This is a genomic window from Microlunatus ginsengisoli, from assembly GCF_039537205.1.
GTDB lineage: Bacteria > Actinomycetota > Actinomycetes > Propionibacteriales > Propionibacteriaceae > Microlunatus > Microlunatus ginsengisoli.
Map to the genome: position 1 here is coordinate 50,488 of NZ_BAABAB010000049.1, position 21,909 is coordinate 72,396.

A 21,909-nucleotide genomic window follows, 5' to 3' on the forward strand; every position below is an offset into this window, starting at 1 on the left:
GTCGCGTTTCGATGCGCGGAGTGGGGTTGTGGGAAGGCGGATCCAGGCAGGTCGAGGGGTGGGCGCGCGGCGGTGGGACTCGCTCGGTGCGGTTCGGGGAGTCCGGCTCGCGCGCCCGGCGAACGCTCAGTCCGGCTCGCGCCGCCCGGCGAACGCTCAGTCCGGCTCGCGCCGCCCGACGAACGCTCAGTCCGGCTCGCGCCGCCCGGCGAACGCTCAGTCCGGCTCGCGCCGGCCGGCGAACGCTCCGTCCGGCTCGCACCGCCCGGAAGACCGGCGCTCTTGGACCGGCGCTCTCGGGCGACGCTGCGCGTCAGTCCCCCACCTCGCTCACCCATCGGCGACTTCGCGCACCGTCGCCGGTGAGCGAAGTCCCGTTTCCGTGCGCGAAGTGGGGTTGTGGCAGGGCGGATCCAGGCAGAGCGAGGTATGGGCTCGCAGCGGGCTCAGGGGTTGGGGGCGTTCCGGCGGTCGAGGCGTTCGCGTTGGGGGACCACGGTGTACTTCGGGTCCCGGGCCGAGGCCTGGCCCGCCTCGAAGACGCCGAAGCGGGTGCAGGCGGAGCCGGCCATCAGCGCGATTCCGGACCCGACGGCGGCCGGGCGGCTGCGGCGGCCGAGCAACAGCGCGCCGAGCCCACCGGCCGCGGTGAGCCAGCGCGCCGCCGTCATCAACCGGCCGGCCTTGCCGGTGTGCATGGTCTCCGCGGACAGACCCATCGACTGTTCCATCCGGTGCTCCAGGACGAGTTCCGCGGCTGCGCCGGCCACCGCCAGCCGTCGCGCCGGTGCGGCCTGTGTGACCGGTGCGCAGATCATGCCGAGCCCCCCGGACGCGGCCGCGGCGGAGGACACGAACACGGCGGGCAGCTCGCGGTAGGCGCTGTGCCAGGCCGGGGTGGCCGTGTCGGCCAGCAGCACCCCGGTATAGGACGCCACGCCCGGAGCGACGGCCGCGGCCGCGATGCCGGCGGGTCGCCCCAGCCAGCCGGTGAGCCGGCCGAGCCGGCCGCCACCACCCGGCAGCAGGCGCGCGAGCTCGGCGGCACCGGCCAGCCCCGCGCCCGGGCCGTACGCCGCCAGGATCCAGGTGCCGATCGACATCGGCGAGGTCGGCTTGGCCACCCGCATCATGTTCAGGAACCGTTCGGGCCGGCCGAGATCGTGGACCAGCGCGACCATGCTCGCGCCGAGGGCACCGAGCGCGGCGAGCCGGCCCGCCCGCCGGAGCGCCGGCCGGCCGGTCAGGTCGGCGCCCGCGCCGAGCAGTGAGGACCCGGCCGCCAGGCCGCCGAAGAACATGTACGCCGGGATCTCCGCCTTCCACGGCGCCGGGCGGACGATCGGGCGGCCGTAGTAGGAGGTGAACTCCGCCTCGGGGACCATCGGTTCCTCGGCACGGCCGCGTCGTCGGCGGCGCTCCGGTGCGCGATCGGGGCTCATCGGCGACGTCCCAGGAAGACCGCGGCGGCGGCGACCAGCAGCCCGGCCGCCGCGGCAGCGGCGTGCCGCATCATCGATGGGAGATCGGCCGTGGTGACGATCGGGTCGGGCGGGAGGCCGTACACCTCGGGCTCGTCCAGCAGGAGGAAGAACGCACCGGCTCCGCCGACCCCGTCCGCGGGATCCGCGGCGTACAACCGGGCGTCCATCACCCCCTGCTCGTGCAAGGTCTCCACCCGCTGCTTCGCCCGCTCGCGCAGCTCGTCGACGTCCCCGAACTGGATGGACTGGGTCGGGCAGGCCTGCGCGCAGGCGGGGGTCTGGCCGGCGCCGAGCCGGTCGTAGCACAGCGTGCACTTCTGCGCGATGCCGGCCTGCTTCGTCCCGCTGTCGGTGATCCGGCGGTCGATCACTCCGAACGGGCAGGCGGGCACGCAGTAGCCGCACCCGTTGCAGATGTCGTCCTGCACCACGACGGTGCCGAACTCGGTCCGGAACAGGGCCCCGGTCGGGCAGACGTCGAGGCAACCCGCGTTCGTGCAGTGCTTGCAGACGTTCGACGACATCAGCCAGCGGAAGTCGGACCGCTCGCCGGGCTCGGCGGCATCTCCGGGGAGACCGACGGTGGGCATGCCCAGGTCCACCGTCGTTCGCATCGGCTTGGGCTGCTCGATGAAAGCGACGTGCCGCCAGCTGTCGGCGCTCAGCCCGCCCGTGTTGTCGTACGAGGTGCCCAGCAGGTCGAAGCCGTCCGCCGGGAGCTGATTCCACTCCTTGCAGGCCACCTCGCACGCCTTGCAGCCGATGCAGATCGAGGTGTCGGTGAAGAACCCCTTGCGTGGTGGGGGCGCAGCCCAGCCCGCGTCCGACGCCGGGTCGTTCGAGCCGAACGGCTGGTGACTCGGCGAGGGCTCCGGATGGTAATGCGGGACCAGAGTCGGCGTCTCCGAGTGCCGTCGTTTCGCCGGTTCAGGACTCATCCTGGCCTCCCCTCGGCGTGCGGAGTGCGTTGCCGGTCTCGGTGGTGATCCCGGCCCGCCGGCGATATCGCGCGACGAAGTCGAGCAGGGCCGGGCCGCGCGGCCGGCGGCCGGCCCGGATGTCGCACGAGCCTACTTTCGACTCCTGAATGTGCACGTTGGGATCGAGGGTGACACCGAACAGGTCGTTGGCGGAGTCGCCGCTGACCACCGCGTCACCGCCCACGCCCCAGTGGTACGGGAGCCCGATCTGGTGCACGGTGCGTCCGGCGACCTGCAGCGGCGACACCCGCTCGGTGACCAGCACGCGGGCCTCGATCGCGGTCCGCGCCGTCACGATCGTCGCCCATCCACCGTTGTCCAGCCCGCGCTCGCGGGCCAGCTCGGGGGAGACCTCGCAGAAGAACTCCGGCTGCAGCTCGGCCAGGTAGGGCTGCCAGCGGCTCATCCCACCCGCGGTGTGGTGCTCGGTCAACCGGTAGGTGGTGAAGACGTACGGGAAGACCTGCCAGCCGGGTTCCTCGCCGGACGGGTTGGACGGGTTGTCGTCGCGCCGGAAGACCTCCCGGGTCGGGTTGGCCTGCTGGCGATACAGCGGGTTGGCGACCGGCGACTCCTGCGGTTCGTAGTGGGTCGGCAGCGGCCCGTCGAGCAGGCCGCTCGGCGCGAACAACCAGCCCTTGCCGTCGGCCTGCATGATGAACGGGTCGTCGCCGCGCAGCGCGGCCGGCCCGCTCGCATCCTCCGGCGGCTCGTACGTCGGCGGCTTGCCGACCTCGAAGTCCGGTACGTCGTGGCCGGTCCACTTCTGCTGCTCCGCGTCCCACCAGACGTACGCCTTGCGTTCGCTCCACGGCTTGCCGTCGGGATCGGCGGACGCCCGGTTGTAGAGCGTGCGCCGGTTGGCCGGCCAGGCCCAGCCCCACTCGGGCGCCACCCAGGACTGCTCCGCGCCCGGCTTGCGGCGGGCGGCCTGGTTGACGCCGTCGGCATAGACACCGGTGTAGATCCAGCAGCCGCCGGAGGTCGAACCGTCGTCGGCCATCTCGGTGAACGTGCTCAGCGGCTGACCGGCCTTGTCGCCACTGAGATGGAACCCGTTGATCTCCGCCAGCACCGCCTCGGCGGAGATCTCGCCCTGCGGGTCGAGCGGGTAGTCCCAGGTGAGGTCGAGGATCGGCCGGTCGCGATCGTCGCCGGAGTCGGCCAGCCGCTTCCGGATCGCCTGCCCGAGCAGGTAAAAGAACTCCAGCTCGCTCTGTGCGTCGCCCCGCGGCGGAACGGCCTTGTGATGCCACTGCAGCATCCGCTGGGTCTGGGTGAAGCTGCCGTCCTTCTCCACGTGCGCGGCCGCCGGGAAGAAGAACACCTCGGTGCCGATGTCCTCGGTGCGCAGCTCACCGGTCTCGATCTCCGGCGAGTCCTTCCAGAACGTCGCGGATTCGATCATGGTCAGGTCCCGGACCACGAGCCACTTCAGGTGAGCCAGCCCCAGCCGCTGCATCTTGCCGTGGGCGGAGCCGACCGCCGGGTTCTGGCCGAGCAGGAAGTAGCCGTCCACGTCGTCGTCGAGCATCGACATCACCGTCGCGTACGTCCCGTGGTCGCCGGTCAGCTTCGGCAGGTAGTGGTAGCAGAACTCGTTCTCCGGCGTCGCGGCGTCACCCCACCAGGCCTTCAGCAACGACACGGTGTAGGCCCGAGCATCGGTCCAGAACCCTTTCTGGGTGGGGCTGGCGATCTGGGCGACGTAGTCGTCCAGCGAGTCGTGCGGGCCGGCCTTGGGCATCGGAAGATAGCCCGGCAGCAGGTTGAACAACGTCGGGATGTCGGTCGAGCCCTGGATGCTCGCGTGGCCGCGCAGGGCCAGGATGCCACCACCGGGCCGGCCGACGTTGCCGAGGAGGAGCTGGATGATCGCGGAGCCGCGGATGTACTGCACGCCCACCGTGTGGTGGGTCCAGCCGACCGAGTAGACCCAGCAGGTGGTGCGCTCCCGGCCACTGTTGTCGGTGACCGCCTCGCACACGGCTCGGAGCTGATCGGGAGTGATCCCGCAGGCTTCCTGTACCAGCTCCGGGGTGTAGCGCGCGTAGTGCCGCTTGAGGATCTGGAACACCGTGCGCGGATCCTGCAGGGTGTCGTCGCGCTGGATGCCCTGGTGGGACATGGCAGCGCCGTGACCGCCGAGCTCGTGCCCGGCACCGCGCTCGGACGCCGACTGCTCGCTCTCGGAGCCCTGTCCGCTGCCACCGCCCCGGTTTCCGCCGGCCGCGTGCTCGTCGACCCCGGCGTACGCCCAGCTCGCGGTGTCGTACGTCCCGGTCTCGGGGTCGTAGCCCGAGAACACGCCGTCCAGGTCGTTGCTGTCGACGAAATCCTCGCTGACCAGGGTTGCGGCGTTGGTGTAGGCGACGACGTAGTCGCGGAAGTACTTCTCCTCGGTGAGGATGTAGTTGATCACCGCGCCGAGGAAGACGATGTCACTGCCGGCCCGGATCGGGACGTGCTCGTCGGCCACGGCCGACGTTCGGGTGAAGCGAGGGTCGATGTGGATGATCTTCGCGCCGCGGCGCTTGGCCTCCATCACCCACTGGAACCCGACCGGGTGGCACTCGGCCATGTTCGAGCCCTGGATCACGATGCAGTCCGCGTTCTGCAGGTCCTGCAGGAAGCCGGTCGCGCCGCCCCGGCCGAACGAGGCTCCCAGACTGGGAACCGTTGCACTGTGTCAAATACGCGCCTGGTTCTCGATCTGGATCGCACCGAGCGCGGTGAACAGCTTCTTGATCAGATAGTTCTCTTCGTTGTCGAGAGTGGCCCCGCCGAGCGCTGCGATCTTCATCGTCCGGCGCAGCGGCCGGCCCTCCTCGTCGTGTTCCTGCCAATCGTGCCCGCGCGCGGCGACGACCCTGTCCGCGATCATCTCGGTCGCCTGCCGCAGCCCGATCGGTTCCCACTCGGTGCCTCCGGGCCGGCGATACAGCATCGTCGTCGCCCGGGTCGGTGAATTGATCAACTGCTCACTGGCCGAGCCCTTGGGGCAGAGCCGGCCGCGGGAGACAGGGGAGTCCGGATCGCCCTCGATCTGGATCGCCCGCCCGTCCTTGACGAAGACGCGCTGCCCGCAGCCGACCGCGCAATAGGGACACACGCTCTGCACGACCGCGTCCGCCTCGGTGGTCCGGGCGGTCCAGCGCCGGGTCCGGTCCGACTGCGAGGCGGCTCCGCGGCCGAGCGGATCGCTACCGGTGAGCTGGCGGATCACGGGCCAGTCGAGGAACACCTTGCCGAGGCTCATGCGACGCGCTCCCCTCGTCGACGGACTCCGTTCGCCTTACGTGACGAGCCTAACTCCGAGGCCCGCCGCGACTCCGTCGGGGCCGCTCCCTTCCTGGCTCGATCGGCCCCGCCCGACTGCCCCGAGCGGGCGGCCGGCAATTGTCTCGACAGCGGGACGAACCAGGAGCAAGATTTCGGCCATGGATCCGCGCACGGTCTGGGGGACGACCCTGGCGCGCCGCCTGCTGGCGGCCGTCGCCGCCGTGCTGCTGCTGGTCGTGCCGGCGTCGACCGCCGCCGCCGCACCGCCGCCCGGGCTGGTCTGGTGGGCCACCATCGACGGCAACCGGGTGGATTACGCCACACCGAGCGCGCCGATCAAGCTCGGCGCCTCCGATCAGGCGCGGATCGAGGTCTATCTCGACAACCGTGGCACCGGCCCGATCGACGTCCGCAGCGTCCGGATCGACGGCCGGGTGATCGGCATGGCGTTCTTCAGCTACACCACCCGGCTCGACATCGCCCTGCCGGCCGGTGAGCAGACCTCGCGCCGGTTCGACATCGACATCACCGACCTCACCCGCCAGGCCACCGGTCAGTTGCCGGCCACCGTCTCCCTGGTCGGACCGGACCGGAAGACGGTCGACGATCGGGACTTCACCGTGGACGTCGCCGGCTCGATGTTCTCGGTGTACGGCGCGTTCGGCCTGATCGTCGCCGGCATCACCGCCGTCGTGCTGGCCGGCCTGCTGGTCGCGATCTGGCGCCGGCAGCTGCCGCGCAACCGGTGGCAGCGTGGCGTGCGGTTCCTCCCCGCCGGAATCGGTGTCGGGCTGGTGCTGACCTTCACCCTCTCCGCCACCAGGCTGCTCACGCCCAGTGCCACGCTGTGGCTGCCGGTGTTGCTGATCTGCGCCGGCGCGGCGTTCATGATCGGCTATCTGCTGCCGGTCGGGAAGGACGAGCCGCCACCTCCGCAGCCCGATCCGGAGGCGACGGTGCTGCAGGCGCCCAGCCGGCCGCTGGTCTAGTAGGCCGGGTCGAGCTCGGAGATCACGACGACGCGGCGTTGCTCAGGGTGAACGTGCTGTCGATGTGCCACCCGCTGCCCGCCGATGCCTGGGCCACGTAGCTGGGATCCGCCTTCGAGGTCGGGCCCAGCTGCGGATCCGGCAGGGTGGAGTACACACCGGCCGCGTTGTAGCCGTTCGATCCGATCGCCGCATCGACGTCGTCGGCGACGACGTACTCGCCGTTGGGCAGCTTGTACGCGACGTACAGGTTGATCCCGAGCGCTTCGCTCGAATAGGCGCTGACCGTCTCGGACTGACCGGGGTCGAGCTCCTGGACCGGCCGCCTGCCCCAGTGCGCGCCCGGTCCGCTGTGCCCGCTGTCGCCGGAGTCGAAGGTCCAGACCTGGTCGGTCTTGTTGGTGATCACCTCGCTGATCGACATGGCGCCCTCGGCCGACGGCGGCTTCGACGCCGCCTCGTGAATCGGGGTGGCGGCGGAAGCGCTGCCGCCGATCGCCGCCGTCAGAGCGAGGCCGCAGAGCACGGCGCCCGCAACCCGCCGGATGGAGGTCTTGTTGCTGTTGTTGGTGTTCATCGGATCTCCCTGCTGCTCGAGCCGGACCGTTCCCGGCTGCGTGCCACCGACAATGCCGGTTGCGGGAGCAATCGAGGATCGGCCGATCGGGCGGAGCGGTGGCCGAACCGGACGTCCACCGACCGGGGGAGCGGCCATCAACCGCCGCCACCCACCAGAACGCCGGATCCCCTGGCGCGGTTCGGATCCGCTGCACGGGATCCGAGTCGCCGTAGGGGATCCGAGGCGCCGCAGGGGATCCGACGATCGGGGCTGGTGCGGGAGCGGGCCGAACCGTCAGCTGTCGGCGGCGCCGGCCAGGGCGGGCTCGTTGGCGGCCATCCAGTCCAGCACCACCGTCGCGACGTCCGGCCAACCGGCATCGATCGTGAGCGAGTGGCCGCGGCCCTCGATCTGCTGGTAGTCGGTCTGCGAGGGATTGTCGGCGTACAGCTTGAAGACGGCGTCGGTGACCTTCCGCGGCACGGTGTGGTCCTCGGTGCCCGAGATGAGCAGCAGCGGGCCGCGGACGGCGTGGTGGCTGTCGACCGCGGCCGGCGAGTCCTTGGTGAACAGGGCCGTGGCGTCCTCGAACAGCGGCCGGCCCGGACCGGGGATGGTCAGTTGCTCGTGCAGCGCGTCGGACTCCTCCTGGCTCAGGGTGTTGCCGAAGCTGTAGCGGAACTGCTCGGCGGTGAGCGCGACCGTCCGCTTGCGGTTCGCCGGGTTGCCGAGCACCGGGAACGCCGACCTGAGCTGGGCGAACGGCAAGACCTTGACCCCCTTGATCGGAGCCGGGTCGATCGCGACGCCGGCGACCGCGTATCCGTTGGCCAACAGTTCCTGGGCGATCAGGCCGCCGAACGAGTGGCCGATCACGATCGGCTTCACCTCCATGGCGTCGATCAGGCCGGCGTAGTGCCGGCAGATGGCCTCGATCCCGACCTCGTCGAGCCCGTGCGGGTCGTCCCTGGTGGCCTGGACCGTGTCGCCGTCGCCCGGCCATCCGGGCGCCGACGTCTGGTAGCCGCGGCTCTCGAACAGCTCCTGCCACGGCGTCCAGGCGCTGGCGTGGATCCACAGTCCGTGGATGAACATCACCGGGAAGGCGTGCTCGGCGGTCGGTTCGGTCATGGCTGTCTCCTCCTGAAGGGTTGAGGTGCTGCGGGTCGGGCGCCAGGCGGTCAGAGGGTCTGGACCAGGCCGCCGTCGATGGTGATGTCGGCTCCGGTGAGATTGCCGGCCCGGCCACTGGCCAGCAGCAGGACGAGGTCGGCGATCTCGGCCGGCTGGGTGAAGCGTCCGGTGACCGAACCGGCGGCGGCGCCCGCCGCGACCTCGTCGGGACGGAGCTCGGACGCGCGGCCGACCGTCTCGGCCACCCCGTGCTCGCCGAGCCAGAGGTCGGTCGCGACCGGGCCCGGACTGATGGTGTTGACCCGGATCCCAGCCGGTCCGAGCTGCTTGGACAAGGACTTGGAGAGGTTGGCGAGCGCGGCCTTGGCGGCGGAGTAGTCGATCACCAGCGGATCCGGGAGGTAGGCGTTGACCGAGCTGATGGTGATGATGTTGGCGCCGGCCTGCAGGTGCGGGAGTGCCGCTCGCACCGTGCGTACGGCCGCCAGGAAGGTCAGCGTGAACGTACGCTCCCAGTCCTCGTCCTGCACGCTCGCGAAACCGCCCGGCCGCGGGGTCACCGCGCCGACGTTGTTCACCAGGATGTCGATGCCGCCGAGCTCGGCGGCGCGTTCCACCAGCTCGGCGGGTCCGGTCGGCGTGGCCAGGTCGACGGGGACGAAGACGACCCGGCCGCCGGTCTGCAGCCCCGGCAGGTCCGGCCCGGCGGATCGCGCACCCGCCACCACCCGGACGCCCTCGCCCAGCAGGGCGCGCGTGACGGCCAGCCCGATTCCCTTGCTGGCGCCGGTGACGACCGCTGTCTTGTCGGTCAGGTTCAGGTCCATCGCGCCCACGCCCTCCGGCTGTGCCCCCGCGGCATCGCTGTCGGCGACGCAGGTAGACAGATCCGTCTATCTACACTGGGAGTATTCCGCATCGCGTCCGAGGAAGGCAAGGGGCCATGAGCAGCAGCCAGCAGCTGGATCCCGAGCTCGTACCCGGGCGGCGATCGGCCGGATCCGCCCGGCCCTCCGCGGCGCGCGAGCGGATCCTGGCCACGGCAGGCCGGCTCTTCTACGGAACCGGGATCCGGGCGGTCGGCGTCGATCGGGTCATCGCGGAGTCGCAGGTGGCCCGGATGACGTTCTTCCGGCACTTTCCCACCAAGGACCACCTCGTCGTCGCGTTCCTGGAGTCGCAGGCCGACGCGGGTCGCACCGAATTGCTTCGGGTGCGGGACGAGGAAGGCCCGCGCGCCGTGCTGGCCTGGGTGGCCGACGGGGTCCGGACGGTGCCCACCAGCGAGGGCTTCCGCGGCTGCGAGTTCATCAACACCGCCGCCGAGTTCTGCGACCCGAGCCACCCGGCCCGGCGCGTGGTGGACCGGCACCGGGCCTGGATCCGCGATCGGATGAGCGACGCGCTGGCCGAGCTCGGCCACCCGACCCCGCGCGACACCGCCGAGCTGCTGCTCATGCTCCGCACCGGTGCGATCGTGGCGACGTCGCTGGAGGGGCTGGACGACACCGGCGCCCTCGAGCGCACCTGGTGGAGTCTGGTCGACGTCCCCGGCGTCGACGCCCCGCCGATCCGCTGAGCGACTTCTGCGGGAGTGCTAGTCGGCGGCCTGACGGGCCGGCCAGGCAAACGCGAGCAGGCCGATCGAGGCGCAGGTGCAGACCACGATGCCGAGCGCGGTGCCGACCTCCGGCAGCCGGTTCCCGATCACCCAGGTCGCCAGCACCGCAGCGACGCCGGCGACCAGGCCCGAACCGACCAGGCCGACGAGCTCGCCGGCGGTGCCGCGGGCGTGCCGGCGCCTAATCGGTCGCAGGATCGACTCGGCGTACGCGAACGAGAACAACCCGGTCAGCACGAGCGCGGCGAACGGGAGGCTGAGGAATCGGCTCGCGCTCCAGCGTTGCTCGGCCGACAGCAGCACCGGCCGGGCCTCACCGGCGACATCGATCGTGCCCCGCATCGGGCCGGACAGGAAGAGCCGCTTCGGGCTCAGGTCGAAGACCCCGTCGGCCGCGTTGTCGGGATGGTGGGTGATCGCGATACCGAACAGGGTCGGCGTCAGCGTCGCCGCCGGTGGCAGGCCCGCCGCCGTGACCATGAACTGGTCGTTCCAGGACCGCTGATCGGCCAGCCGCACCGGCGGACCGAAGATCATCAACGCCACCGCGGCGACGGCGAACAATGCCGCCACCAAGGGGTACGTCGGCCGGAGCCGCCGGTGCTGACCTCCGCGCGGCGGTGCCACGATGGTCGCCGGTGCGCCCGCCGGTTCGCCCGTCGGCTCGCCCGCCGATTCGCGCCGTGCGGAGGTCGCGGTCGGGTCGGGCGATGTCTGGATCGGCCCCGGAGCCGGGGCCGGCTGCGGAGTGCGGCCCGCCGGTGGCGCGGGCGGGCCGGTGACCGCGGGCGGCGCCGGCGCCACCGCTGCCAGCAGACCGACCTGACCCGGGGCCGCCGCAGGGCCCGGCGTCTCGACCGGCATCCGTTCGATCCGCGTCGTCGGACGATCCTCGACCGCGCCAGGCGCCGACGCCATCGCGGCCGGCTCGATCGCACCGGCCAGCAGCCCCGCGCCCATGGCGACGCAGAGCTTCGGTTGCGGCGACAGCACGGCGGGCCGGCCGAATCGCCGGGTGATCAACTCGCTCACCAGGGGCACCCGCGACGACCCGCCGACCAGCACGATCGCCGCCAGCTCGTGCGGCATCACTCCCGAGCGCCGGATCACCCGTTCGAGGATCTCGACGGTGTCCTCGACCAGCGGCGTGATCAGCTCCTCGAACTCGCCCCGGGTGAGCCGGACCCGGTTCAGGCGTCCGCCGAGCATCACCGGGACGGTGGCCTCGGTCTCGCTCGACAGTGCCTCCTTCGCGTCGGTGCAGTCGCGCCGCAACCTGGCCAGCCCGGCCATCGTCTCGGGGTCCTCGGGGTCGAGCCGGTCCCACTCGATCCCGCGGCTGACCCGGCCGAACACCGCGTCGTCGAAGTCGACCCCACCGAGCTGTTCGATGCCGTCCGGGGTGCCGAGCAGCTCGAAGCCACCGTCGGAGGTCCGGCGGAGGACGGCGGCGTCGAACGTGCCACCGCCGAGGTCGTAGACGGCGATGGCCTGACCGACGGCGACGCGTCGGGTGGCGGCGAAGTGCACCGCCGCCGCCTCCGGCTCCGTGCAGACCTCGATCGGGTAGTCCGCGTTCAGGCTGGTCACCTGACTCATCAGCTCGCGCCGATAGGGTCCCCAGTTCGCCGGACAGGTCACGATCACCCGGTCGGGCGGCTCGCCCTGACCCTCCGTCACCCGACCGACAGTCCAACCCAGCAAGGCTTTCGACAGAGCGTGCGCCGACATCGGTGAACCGGCGACGAAGATCGGCGTCTGATCGCCCATCCGGCGCTTGAACTCCCGCGCGATCCGCTCGGGCTCCGCGGCGGCATGCCGTTCCGCCGCCTCGCCGTAGCGCAAGGACCCGTCCGGAGCTCGGTAGAGCACCGACGGCGCCTGCGGCGAGCGGTCCCCGAGCGGCACGATCTCCGCGTGCCGGCCCTCGCTGACCGCGGCCGCCGTATAGGTCGTGCCGAGATCGATTCCTAGCGAGTACCCCATTCGCTCCCCTGGGCGTGCTGATGAGACTGGTCGCCCCCGCCGCCGCTGTCAGCGTCGCACGCGGCCTGCCGGGCCAGCAAGGTCAATTCGACGGGAGCAGCAAAAGGTCGCGATGCCCGACCCGGACGCGCAGGTTGCCGGCCGCCAGCTGGGCCGAGCGCGCCCTCGTCCAGGCGGTCGCCGCGTCCGCGAGGCGGGGCTCCTGCTCGACCGACGCCGCCACCCGCTCGGTCAGGAACCTGCCGACGAACCCGGGGTCGGCGCCGGCGTCCAGCAACCACGGCGTCTCGACCGCGACAACGCCCACACCGGCAATTCGGCACCATCCGGTGAGCAGATCCGGCGCGTCCGGTCCGGCCCGGCCGTCGCGTCGCTGGTGCGCGTTGAAGGCGGCCAGCAGCCGCTCGTCCGAGACCTCGGGCGGATCCAGCACCAGCTCGCCGGTGACGCTGAGGCTGAACAACGACGGGACGTCGTACGTCCGGATCAGCCCGGCCAGCGCGTCCAGGTCGGTCCGGGTCAGCACGTCCAGCACCGCGGCGCAGGTGATCACGGTCGCGGTCGCGTCGGCATCGAGCAGGCCTGCCAGGGCGTCGATGCCGCCGACGACGAAGTCCGTCGGGCCCACGTCGTGGGTGTGCATCAGGATCGCCGGATCGTGATCGAGATGGACCCAGCGCTGGGGCACCGGCAGCCGGGGGGCGAGCCAGCGCTGGTTCGCACCGCTGCCCGCGCCGACGTCGATCAGCCGGACCTCGTCCGCGCCGCGCCGATCCAGGTCGGCGATCAGCCGGGGCAGCAGGCTGCCGACGGTCGCCTCGCGGGCCGCGTCGTCGGCCGCCCGGCGTGCGGCCAGCCAGCCAGCCTCCACCCCCACGCGCGGATCGTACCGGCGCCGGCGATGGAAGACTGATCCCATGGCGACCTGGCAGGAGGTAGTGCGGCTCGCCCTGGCGTTGCCGGAGACGGCCGAGTCGACGTCGTACGGCAACGTGGCCTGGAAGGTCCGGGGCAAGGGTTTCATCTGGGAGCGGCCGCTCCGGACTTCGGACCTGAAGGCGCTCGGGGACGAGCCGCCGCCCGCCGGGCCGATCCTGGCGGCGTACGTCGACGGTCTGGCCGAGAAGGAAGCCGTGCTGGCCGCGTACCCGGACTGTTGTTTCACCATCGCTCACTTCGACGGTTTCCCGGCCGTGCTGGTGCTGCTCGACGAGATCGATCCCAGCCGGCTGGAGGAGCTGGTGGTCGACGCCTGGCTGGCTCGCGCGCCGAGACCGCTCGCCGCCGACTATCTGGTGACCCACCCGGAGAAGGGTTCGGACGAGTGAACTTCGCGGATCGCGTGTAACCGGCGCCGAGATCGGATATATCTGAGCCGCGCGACGCTGGCGTCGACTCCTGACCGCGGGAAACGAGGTCGTAACGCGACGGCCATGTCCGGCGGCAGGAGCCAGGAGATGATCGTCGCGTCGATGCCGAACCGTGGAAGAGGATGCCGAGTTGACCGAGGCGTATGCCGACCCCTCGCCCGAGATCGACACCCGCACGGTGTCGATCGGGGCGACCTTCGTCTACAGCTCGTGGTCGGCCGTGCCGGCGGTCTTCCAGATCGAGCCGGTCGACGACCAGCCGGTCGAGCTCCGGGACGAGCGCTGGGAGCTCGAACCGGACCAGCAGACCCGCAGCTACCGCGACCTGTACGGCAACCGCTGCCGGCGGATGCTGGTGCCGTCCGGTCGATCGGTGATCACGTACGCGGCGACCGCGATCGTGCCCGACGCGCCCGAGGAGCGGGACGAGTCCGCGATCGAGCACCGGCCCGAGGAGCTGCCGGACGACGTCTTGTTCTACACCCTGCCGAGCCGCTACTGCCTGCCCGACGTGCTGGGCACCGAGGCCTGGAGCCGGTTCGGCTCCGTCCCGCCCGGCTACTCCCGGGTGCAGGAGATCTGCGACTACGTCCATGATCATCTGACCTTCGCCTACGGCAGCAGCGGATCCTGGACGACGGCCGCCGACGTGCACCAGTCCGGCTACGGAGTCTGCCGCGACTACACCCATCTGGCGATCTCGTTCTGCCGCGCGCTGAACATCCCGGCCCGGTACGTGTTCGGCTACATCCCCGAGATGGACTTCGACTCCCGCGGGTTGCCGATGGACTTCGCCGCCTGGATGGAGGTCTATCTCGGCGGCCGCTGGTGGACCTTCGATCCCCGCAACAACGTGCCGCGGAAGGGACGGGTGCTGATCGGCCGCGGCCGCGACGCGACCGACGTGGCCATGGCGACCACGTTCGGCGCGCCCTATCTGGAGTCGATGACCGTGGTCGCGGAAGAGGTCGGCTGAGCCGGCTGTACATCGCAGCGATGAGCCGGCGTACCGACGTACGCCGGGTGACGTAGCTGGCGAAACCATCTCCCCGGCCGACGCGCCGCAGGGGTCCTGACCGCGACTCTTGTGGTGGCAAGTCAGCCAGGCGCGGTCGAGGGTGCCGCGCCGTCGTTCCGAGATGGGGGCATCAGATCATGCGAGGGGACATCACCTCCGGACCGGCGGTCGTCAGCCGTCGGACCACCCGCTTCCGTGCCGTGGCACGGGCAGCGGCGGCCACCGTGGCCGCAACCACACTGTCGATGGGAGTGCTGGCCACCGGCGCATTCGTGCAGCCGGCCTCGGCCGAGCCGGCGACCGTCGAGACCAGACTGGCCGAGCGGACGAACCCGTCGGTCCAGGTCATCACCACCGAATACCAGGCGACGGTCAAGCTCGGCCGGATCCAGTTCTCCAAGGCCGGCGAGCAGCTCGTGCTGCGGGCGTACGTGAAGTATCTGCGGCGCGAGTTCGGTGCGGCCGGCTTCGTCAGCTACATCTTCGACCGGGCGCAGCGCGATCCGTCCTACTACTTCAAGGAGTCCGGCCCGAAGCGGACCCAGAAGCTGAGCGCGCAGTTCGTCGGCAGCGGCTTCATCGCCAGCCCGGACGGCTATGTGGTGACGGCCCGGCACGTCGTCACGCCGGACGGCCAGGTGAAGCAGATGTTCGCCTCCGCCGGCGCGGCCAACTTCGCCAAGGCCGACGCGAACGCGCTGCTGAAGGACTTCGCGAAGTTCGACCTGTCCACCGGTGCGATGCGCAACATCGTCCGGGCGGTCAGCGGTTTCGCCCAGGCCAAGGTGCACGTCGACCTGAGCAAGCCGAAGGTCGCGGTCCGGCTCGGAGTGGCCTCCGCCACCGGTCAGCGGGTGGGCCAGAACCAGCCGGCCGAGGTCGTCTTCCGCTCCGACCCGGCACTGGGCGCCGACGTGGCCGTGCTCCGGATCCGCGTCGACGGGCAGCTGCCGACCGTGCCGCTGGGCGCCGACTCGCCGCAACAGGGCGAGCAGGTCTACATCAACGCCTTCCCGGCCGCGGCGACGTACCTGAAGGACTTCGACAAGGCCTCGCAGCTGCAGCCGACGCTGAGCAAGGGCTCCATCACCGCGCTGAAGAACACCAGCGGCGGTACGCCGATCCTGCAGACCGACGCCAACGCCATGCCGGGTAGCTCGGGTGGAGCCGCGTTCGACGACGACGGCAACGTGATCGGCATGCTGGTCTCCGGCGCCGTTGACTCCAACGGGTCCGGGGTCGGCCAGAACTACCTGATGCCGCTGGACGTGATCAAGGAGGCGCTGACCCGCAGCGGGGCGAACCCGAGCACGAGCCAGACCACGGTGATCTACAACCAGGCGCTCGCCGACTTCCACGACGAGTACTACAGCAAGGCGCTCGGTGAGTTCCAGCAGGTCAAGGACCTCTTCCCCGCCCATGCCTACGTCGGCGGCTTCATCACCAAGTCGCAGACCGCGATCAACCAGGGCAAGGACAAGACCCCGCCGCCGCCCGCCGAGCCCTCGGCCGGGTTCGGGTTCGGCACGCCGATGATCATCGTCGGGATCGCGGTGCTGGTGATCGTCGCACTGGGCGTGACGGTGCTGATCGTGGTGGTCCGGCGTCGTCCGGCCAAGGGCGCTCTGCCGGGTGGCGCGGCCGCCGCCCAGCTCGGCTCCGGCGACCGTCCGCTGGGTGGGCAGCCGTACGCTCCGGTCGGGCAGCCGACCGGGCCGACCGGCCAGCCGTACGCCCCCAGCACGCAGCAGGGCTATCTGCCGCAGGGCTACAGCCCGGTGCCCCAGTCGGCCCCGCAGCCGATGCAGGGCCCAGCACAGCCGATGCAGCAGCCGGCGCAGCCGGTGCAGGGCCCCGCGCAGCCGGCGCAGACCGGAATGCCGGGAGCCGCGCCGCAGCCGGTCTATCCGCCGGCCCCGGTCTCGCCGACCGTACCGATGGTCCCGGGCCCGGTCGCCCCGGTCAGCTACTACGGTCAGCCGACGCCGACCGCGCCGCACCAGGCGCCGGTGGGATTCCAGCCGCAGGGACCGGCTCCGACGAACGGTCAGCCGCGCTGAACGGGCCACGCTGATCGACTGACGACCGTGGCACCGGTCGGGCCCAGGCCCGGCCGGTGCCGCGGCACCTGCGGGGTGACCCCACGCCCCGCTGCCCGGCCGGGTCGGACCCGGACCCGGCCGCACCGGCCGCAGGCCACGCGACGTCCCCTCGCGCGTGGCCTGCGGCCCCGCCGCGCGTACTGCCCGCCCAGTCTCGACTCGGGCACTCCGCACCGCGTACGTCGACTCCGCACCTCACCCAGCCTCGACTCCGGCACTCCGCACCGCGTACGTCGACTCCGCACCTCGTGTGCAGGGTGCGGGGTGCCCTTCCGGGGTGCGGAGTCGATCGGATCCGCGAACTGTCGGCAGAGGGAGCGGTCGACCGTTAACGGATGGAGATGTCGGGGTTACTCGGACGACGAGTCCATCCACTGGGTCGGGATCGCCGGCCACCTTGAGATTCCGGCCGTGGCGGGGTTTTCGGGCGCCTCGGGCTTGGTCTGGGCCCGAGTTTCCGGCCGCGGCGGGGTTTTGGGGGTGGCTGGAGGCGGCCACGCCTCGAAATTCCGGCCGTGGCTGGATTCTGGGGCGCTTCGGGCTTGGTCTGGGCCCGAGATTCCGGCCGGGGCTGGATTCTGGGGGTGGCTGGGGCCGGACGCGCCCCGAGATTCCGGCCGTGGCGGGATTTTCGGCTCCGCTCAAGCCTCCGGCCAGAGCTCCAGCCAGAGCTCCGAGCGAGGCTCCGGCTGGGGAGACCGTGCTACTCCGTCAGGGCGGGCATGTCGATCGGGTCCGGGGCGGGGGAGCGGCGCTGCAGGGCGCCGATGCCGAGCAGCACAAGGGCCAGGAAGAGGTAGCCGAGGGCGACCTGCGGGGCGGCGCCCCACTTCACCTCTTCGGCGTGCAGCAGGCCGATCCAGGCCAGGGCGGCGCCGGCGCCGGCGGCGATCGCGGCCTTCACCAGCTGGCGTTCCAGGATGAAGGTGACGATCGCGCCGAGCACGATGCCGGCCAGCACGGCACCCTGGCCGAGCACGTGCAGGCCGTGATAGACCAGCCCCGCGTCGGTCAGCGGCTGCTCGCCGAGCTTCGCCGCCGACGTACCGGCCGCGGCGAGCGCGTTGTCGATCAGCCCGGCTCCCCAGGCCGCGATGTTCGGGATGATCGCGGCCACCACGGCCGCGGCGTGCAGGCTGGGCGTCGCCTGGAAGGCCTGCGCCCCGATCAGCAGCCCGATGTAGAGCAGGATCGGCACGATCGCCGGGATCGGCAGGATGGTGGACAGCAGCCCGAACAGGCCGAGGAAGCAGAGCACCGCGATCACCAGGCCGCTCGCCATCGAATAGCCGGACCGGCCGCCGGCCTCCTTCCAGCCCGGGTGGCCGATGTAGACCGCGGGCGGGAACGGTGAGCCGAGCGCCGAGCCGACGATGGCGCCGGTGCCGTCGGCGATCAGGATGCTGCGCAGGTTGTAGGAGTCCCCGGCGGCCGCCGCGCTCTCAACGTTGCTCATCGCCTCGAGGAAGTTGTAGACCCCGAGCGGGATGGCCGTGGCCAGCAGCGGTGCGATGTTGCTGAGCCCGGCGGCCAGGAGCCCGAGGTTGAGGGTCGGCACGGCGAGCGCGATGTCACTTGCGGCCGCGGTGACGTCCGGCACCGACATGTAGCCGCCGATCCAGCCGATCGCGGTGCCGACCAGCAGCGCGGCCAGCCCGATCGGGATGTTGCCGGGCAGCTTCAGATCGGTGAAGAAGCCGACCAGGATGATGCCGAGCACCGGCAGCCCGATCCACGCGGCCTCCCAGATCTGGGCTGCCGGGCGCATCGAGATGAAGGTGACCGAGATGCCGGCCAGGGTGCCGAGCAGCGCCGCCCGCGGGGTGATCTTGCGGATCCACGGACCGACGAAGGCGCCAATCAGCACGATCACGCCGATCACGAAGGCCCAGGCGAGGCCCGCCTCCCAGGCCTTGATCGGATCTCCGCTGGAGAGATAGATCGGCAGCATGATCACGAACACGACGATGAACATGTGCGGCACGCTCGGGCCGTACGGCATCGCGGTGACGTCCAGCCGCTGCTCCTTGCGGGCGAGCCGCCTGGCCAGAAACGTGTAGTAGACGTTGCCGACGATCAGCGCGATGCCGAGCGCGGGCAGCACCTTGCCCAGCACCAGTTCCTGCGGGATCTTCACCACGAAGACCAGCAGACCGGTCAGGGTGAGTACGTTCACCAAGATGTTGAACGCCAGGCCGAAGAAGGCGTTGGTGTCGCCGCGGGTCCACCACGGCACGGTGAAGTCCCCGCCGCCGGCCGTCCGGGCCTTCATGATCGGAAGCTTGATGCTCATGATGCTCTCCTCGATGCTCAGGCGGCCGTGCTCGCCGGCGCCGCCAGCTGCTCCAGCAGTGCGGCCGAGTCGGTGACCCAGCCGAAGATGCCGCCCTGGGCGGCGATCATGTCCAGGCCGACGCGCTGGAACTCCGGGAAGTACGACCCGACGCAGTCCGACAGCACCAGCACCTCGTAGCCCCGGTCGTTCGCCTCGCGGACCGTGGTGTGCACACAGACCTCGGTCGTTACGCCGGTCACGATCAGGTTCGTGATACCGGCCTCGGTCAGCACCGCGTCCAGATCGGTGCCGTAGAACGAGCCCTTGCCGGGCTTGTCGATCACCAGCTCGCCGGGCTCGGGGGCCAGTTCGTCGATGATGTCGTGGCCGTACTCACCGCGGATCAGGATCCGGCCGTACGGGCCCGGGTCACCGATCCGCAACGACGGCTTCCCCCGGCGATGCTTGGCCGGCGGCAGGTCCGCCAGGTCCGGCCGGTGGCCCTCGCGGGTATGGATGATCATCAGTCCGGCGGCCCGGGCGGCAGCGAGCACCCGCTGCAGCGGCGGTACGACGGCGGCCAGTTGGCCGACGTCGTTGCCGAGGGTCTCGCCGAAGCCGCCGGGCAGCAGGAAGTCGCGCTGCATGTCGATGACGACCAGCGCGACCTTTCCTGGTGGCAGGGTGAACGGTCCGGGGACCGCGGGCACGGTCGGGTCGGGAGTGCTGTCGTCGATCATGGAGACCTCCGTACGGGTGGAGCGGATCGGGCCTTCGTCGGTGTCAGCGGTCGAGGGGGGTCAGCGGTCAGGGATTCACCGGTCGGGCGAGTCAGAGGCGGTCGGTCATCCCCGCGAACGTCGCGGCGACCTTCAGCACGACGTCGTCGGCGAGCGCGGGACCCAGCACCATGCAGCTGACGGGCCGGCCGTCGGCTGCCCGGCCGGCGGGCACCGCCACCGCGCACAGGTCGAGCAGGTTGCCGAAGTGGGTGTAGTGGCCGAGCACCGTGTTCGTGGCGATCGGATCGGCCAGCACCTCGTCAACGGTGAACGTGGTGCCGATGGTGGGCAGCACGATCACATCGACGGTGGCGAAGATCTCGGTCACCACCGCCTTGAGCTCGGTCAGCCGGTACTGGGCGCGGAAGACGTCGACGGCGCTGTAACCGGCACCGGAGCCGATGATCTTCGCGATCACCGGGAGCACGCCGTCCGGGTGCTCGGCGAGGAAGTCGCCGAACTCCAGATAGCGCTCGGCCACCCATGGTCCGGAATAGAGCAGTTCACCCGCGTCGAGGAACGGTTGCAGCGGTACGGGACGTACGTCGAAGCGTTCCGACCACACGGCTCGGGCGCGGGCGTGGCCCGCCGCCATCGCGTCGTCGCCGAAGAACTCCAGGTCACCCATCGGCGGCAGCCCGACGACCACCGACGCGGGGTCGACGCTGCGCCGCGATCGCTCCCGGTTCCAGGGATCGCGGCGGTCCCGGGCCGCGACCAGGTCGAACACCGTCTCCAGGTCGTCGACCGTGCCCGCGATCAGGCTGATGCAGTCCAGCGAGCGACAGGCGGGCACCAGGCCCACGGTGCTGATCAGGCCCCGGGACGGCTTGAACCCGATGACCCCGTTCAGCGCGGGCGGCACCCGTCCCGACCCGGCCGTATCGGTGGCGACCGCGATCGGTACGTCCCCTAGGGCGACCGCGAGCGCGGATCCCGAGCTGGACCCGCCCGAGATCAGGTCGTCGCCGTAGACGCTGTGCGGGACCGGGTACGGCGTCCGGGTGCCGTTCAGTCCGGTCGCGAACTGGTCGAGGTTGGTCTTGCCGATCATGATCGCGCCGGCGTCCAGCAGGGCGGTGATCACCGGCGCGGTCTCGGTCGCCAAGTAGGCGTAGTCGGGACAGGCCAGCGTAGTCTGCCAGCCCTCGACGTCGATGCTGTCCTTGACGCCGAACGGCACCCCGTAGAGCGGGAGAGAGGCTGCGCCGGGTGTCGCGGCCAGTTCGGCGCAGCGAGCGAGCACGTCGGGCAGCGTCGCGAGGCTGATCCAGACGCCGTCCTCGCCACGAGTGTCGATGGTGGAGAGGATCCGCGCGCAGACGACGTCCGGGCTGGTCGCGCCGCTGCGATACGCCTCCCGCAGCCGGGCGATCGTCGGGCCCAGCGTGGGCCCGGCGCTGGTAGCGATGAGCGACGAGAACGCCATGCGGTCGATTGTCGACAGAATTCGTGTCGGTCTCGGTCACCGGTGGTTACGGCTGTGTTTCTGCGCCGCCGGAACTACGCCAGCGCGATGGCTGGACCGCGGATGGGGCCGGCCGCAGCCTGCGGTTCCCGGGCTCGAGGCTGGCGTCCGGCGGCGCGATCCGGCTCGGGGAAGCTCCGAACGGTTCGACCCGCACCGCAGGGGGTGGGCTCAGCTGACCGCGCCGGCAGGGTCGAGGAACCGGCGCGACCCGTGCTGCTCCAGCGCGGCCAGCACGATGTCGAGGTCATTGGTCTCGAGCGCGACGAGCAGCCGTTCGTGGCGCTCGATCCCGGCCCGGGGGCTCAGCATGGCAGCTTCTCGCCGGAGGTTTGCCGCCATCGGCCGTTGCAGCTGGAGCAGGATCGGCTCCATCGCGAGGTCGAGCTGACGGTTGTCGGCCAGCGCGACGATCGCGGCGTGGAAGGCGCGGTGCGCGTCGTCCTTGCCGAGCTCGTCGCGGTCGGCGTCGGCCTGTTTCATCTGCTCGAGCCGAGCCCGTACGTCGGCCAGCCGGTCGAGCCCCTCGCCCGAGTCGAGCGGAAACGCCTGCCGCACGGCGTAGTGCTCGAACAACGCACGCAGACCGAACAACTCGTCCACGTCACGCTCGGACAGCTCGGTCACCCGCGCGCCGCGACGCGGCAGGTGCTCGACCAAACCCTCGTTGGCGAGTAGCCGCAGGGCCTCGCGCAGCGGGGCCCGGCTGATGGCGAAGCGGTGGCATATCTGCTCCTCGACCAGCCGCTGTCCGGGCGCGAGCTCGCCGGAGAGGATCTCCGCGCGCAGCTGCTGCGTGGTCATCTCGACCAGACTCGGGGCGTACAACGCCTCGCTCGCGCGCTCGCTCACCTGCTCT

The 21,909-nt window shown here is 71.1% G+C and carries 17 protein-coding genes; 5 read left to right on the forward strand and 12 right to left on the reverse strand.

Annotation, left to right across the window (positions count from 1 at the left end):
* Nucleotides 1–446: 446 nt before the first annotated feature.
* From nrfD to fdh, 3 genes are read right to left on the reverse strand one after another with little or no spacing between them, the layout of a single operon-like run.
* A complete protein-coding gene (gene nrfD, locus ABD747_RS22890) occupies nt 447–1,442 on the reverse strand; it encodes an NrfD/PsrC family molybdoenzyme membrane anchor subunit (RefSeq protein ID WP_344809021.1) in 996 nt (331 codons plus the stop codon).
* Entirely contained in the window at nt 1,439–2,422 is a 984-nt protein-coding gene (locus ABD747_RS22895; protein WP_344809022.1) for a 4Fe-4S dicluster domain-containing protein, read from the reverse strand. The genes nrfD and ABD747_RS22895 overlap by 4 nt, the downstream gene beginning before the upstream one ends.
* Complete coding sequence (fdh, locus tag ABD747_RS22900; RefSeq protein WP_344809023.1) at nt 2,412–5,723, reverse strand: formate dehydrogenase; 3,312 nt, start codon at nt 5,721–5,723, stop codon at nt 2,412–2,414. Before fdh ends, ABD747_RS22895 begins: the two co-directional genes overlap by 11 nt.
* Nucleotides 5,724–5,904: 181 nt before the next feature.
* Here fdh and ABD747_RS22905 point away from each other — a divergent pair, with 181 nt between their 5' ends.
* Nucleotides 5,905–6,735 carry a hypothetical protein gene (locus ABD747_RS22905; protein WP_344809025.1) on the forward strand — a complete coding sequence of 277 codons (831 nt, stop codon included), beginning with the start codon at nt 5,905–5,907 and terminating at the stop codon, nt 6,733–6,735.
* Between the two features lie 22 nt (nt 6,736–6,757).
* Here the strand turns inward: ABD747_RS22905 and ABD747_RS22910 are convergent, their stop codons facing one another.
* The 3 genes from ABD747_RS22910 to ABD747_RS22920 form a co-directional block, all read right to left on the reverse strand.
* The gene (locus ABD747_RS22910; RefSeq protein ID WP_344809027.1) at nt 6,758–7,312 is read right to left on the reverse strand and encodes a hypothetical protein; all 555 of its coding nucleotides are present in this window, start codon (nt 7,310–7,312) and stop codon (nt 6,758–6,760) included.
* Between the two features lie 276 nt (nt 7,313–7,588).
* Nucleotides 7,589–8,425, reverse strand: a complete 837-nt coding sequence (locus tag ABD747_RS22915; protein WP_344809029.1) for an alpha/beta hydrolase — start codon at nt 8,423–8,425, stop codon at nt 7,589–7,591.
* Between the two features lie 50 nt (nt 8,426–8,475).
* Nucleotides 8,476–9,255 carry an SDR family NAD(P)-dependent oxidoreductase gene (locus tag ABD747_RS22920; protein WP_344809209.1) on the reverse strand — a complete coding sequence of 260 codons (780 nt, stop codon included), beginning with the start codon at nt 9,253–9,255 and terminating at the stop codon, nt 8,476–8,478.
* Nucleotides 9,256–9,371: 116 nt separating this feature from the next.
* Here ABD747_RS22920 and ABD747_RS22925 point away from each other — a divergent pair, with 116 nt between their 5' ends.
* Nucleotides 9,372–10,007, forward strand: a complete 636-nt coding sequence (locus tag ABD747_RS22925; RefSeq protein WP_344809032.1) for a TetR/AcrR family transcriptional regulator — start codon at nt 9,372–9,374, stop codon at nt 10,005–10,007.
* Between the two features lie 18 nt (nt 10,008–10,025).
* On the opposite strand, the gene ABD747_RS22930 is transcribed toward ABD747_RS22925, so the two are convergent.
* Nucleotides 10,026–12,035 carry an Hsp70 family protein gene (locus tag ABD747_RS22930; protein ID WP_344809034.1) on the reverse strand — a complete coding sequence of 670 codons (2,010 nt, stop codon included), beginning with the start codon at nt 12,033–12,035 and terminating at the stop codon, nt 10,026–10,028.
* Between the two features lie 82 nt (nt 12,036–12,117).
* Complete coding sequence (locus ABD747_RS22935; RefSeq protein ID WP_344809036.1) at nt 12,118–12,912, reverse strand: hypothetical protein; 795 nt, start codon at nt 12,910–12,912, stop codon at nt 12,118–12,120.
* 40 nt (nt 12,913–12,952) lie between these two features.
* Between ABD747_RS22935 and ABD747_RS22940 the strand changes: the two genes are divergently transcribed.
* The 3 genes from ABD747_RS22940 (at nt 12,953) to ABD747_RS22950 (ending at nt 16,483) form a co-directional block, all read left to right on the forward strand.
* The gene (locus tag ABD747_RS22940) at nt 12,953–13,363 is read left to right on the forward strand and encodes an MmcQ/YjbR family DNA-binding protein (protein ID WP_344809038.1); all 411 of its coding nucleotides are present in this window, start codon (nt 12,953–12,955) and stop codon (nt 13,361–13,363) included.
* 172 nt (nt 13,364–13,535) lie between these two features.
* On the forward strand, nt 13,536–14,381 hold the full coding sequence (locus ABD747_RS22945) for a transglutaminase-like domain-containing protein (RefSeq protein WP_344809040.1): 846 nt from the start codon (nt 13,536–13,538) through the stop codon (nt 14,379–14,381).
* A 266-nt stretch (nt 14,382–14,647) separates the two neighbouring features.
* A complete protein-coding gene (locus ABD747_RS22950; protein ID WP_344809042.1) occupies nt 14,648–16,483 on the forward strand; it encodes a S1C family serine protease in 1,836 nt (611 codons plus the stop codon).
* 745 nt (nt 16,484–17,228) lie between these two features.
* On the opposite strand, the gene ABD747_RS22955 is transcribed toward ABD747_RS22950, so the two are convergent.
* The 4 genes from ABD747_RS22955 to ABD747_RS22970 all read right to left on the reverse strand — a co-directional run bounded on the left by ABD747_RS22955 (nt 17,229) and on the right by ABD747_RS22970 (nt 21,902).
* Nucleotides 17,229–18,818 (reverse strand): hypothetical protein, encoded by a 1,590-nt coding sequence (locus ABD747_RS22955; RefSeq protein WP_344809044.1) that lies wholly within the window; start codon nt 18,816–18,818, stop codon nt 17,229–17,231.
* A 17-nt stretch (nt 18,819–18,835) separates the two neighbouring features.
* Nucleotides 18,836–19,540, reverse strand: a complete 705-nt coding sequence (locus ABD747_RS22960) for a cysteine hydrolase family protein (RefSeq protein ID WP_344809046.1) — start codon at nt 19,538–19,540, stop codon at nt 18,836–18,838.
* A gap of 91 nt (nt 19,541–19,631) precedes the next feature.
* The gene (locus tag ABD747_RS22965; RefSeq protein ID WP_344809048.1) at nt 19,632–21,011 is read right to left on the reverse strand and encodes an allophanate hydrolase; all 1,380 of its coding nucleotides are present in this window, start codon (nt 21,009–21,011) and stop codon (nt 19,632–19,634) included.
* A 210-nt stretch (nt 21,012–21,221) separates the two neighbouring features.
* The gene (locus tag ABD747_RS22970) at nt 21,222–21,902 is read right to left on the reverse strand and encodes a GntR family transcriptional regulator (RefSeq protein ID WP_344809050.1); all 681 of its coding nucleotides are present in this window, start codon (nt 21,900–21,902) and stop codon (nt 21,222–21,224) included.
* Nucleotides 21,903–21,909: the final 7 nt, after the last annotated feature.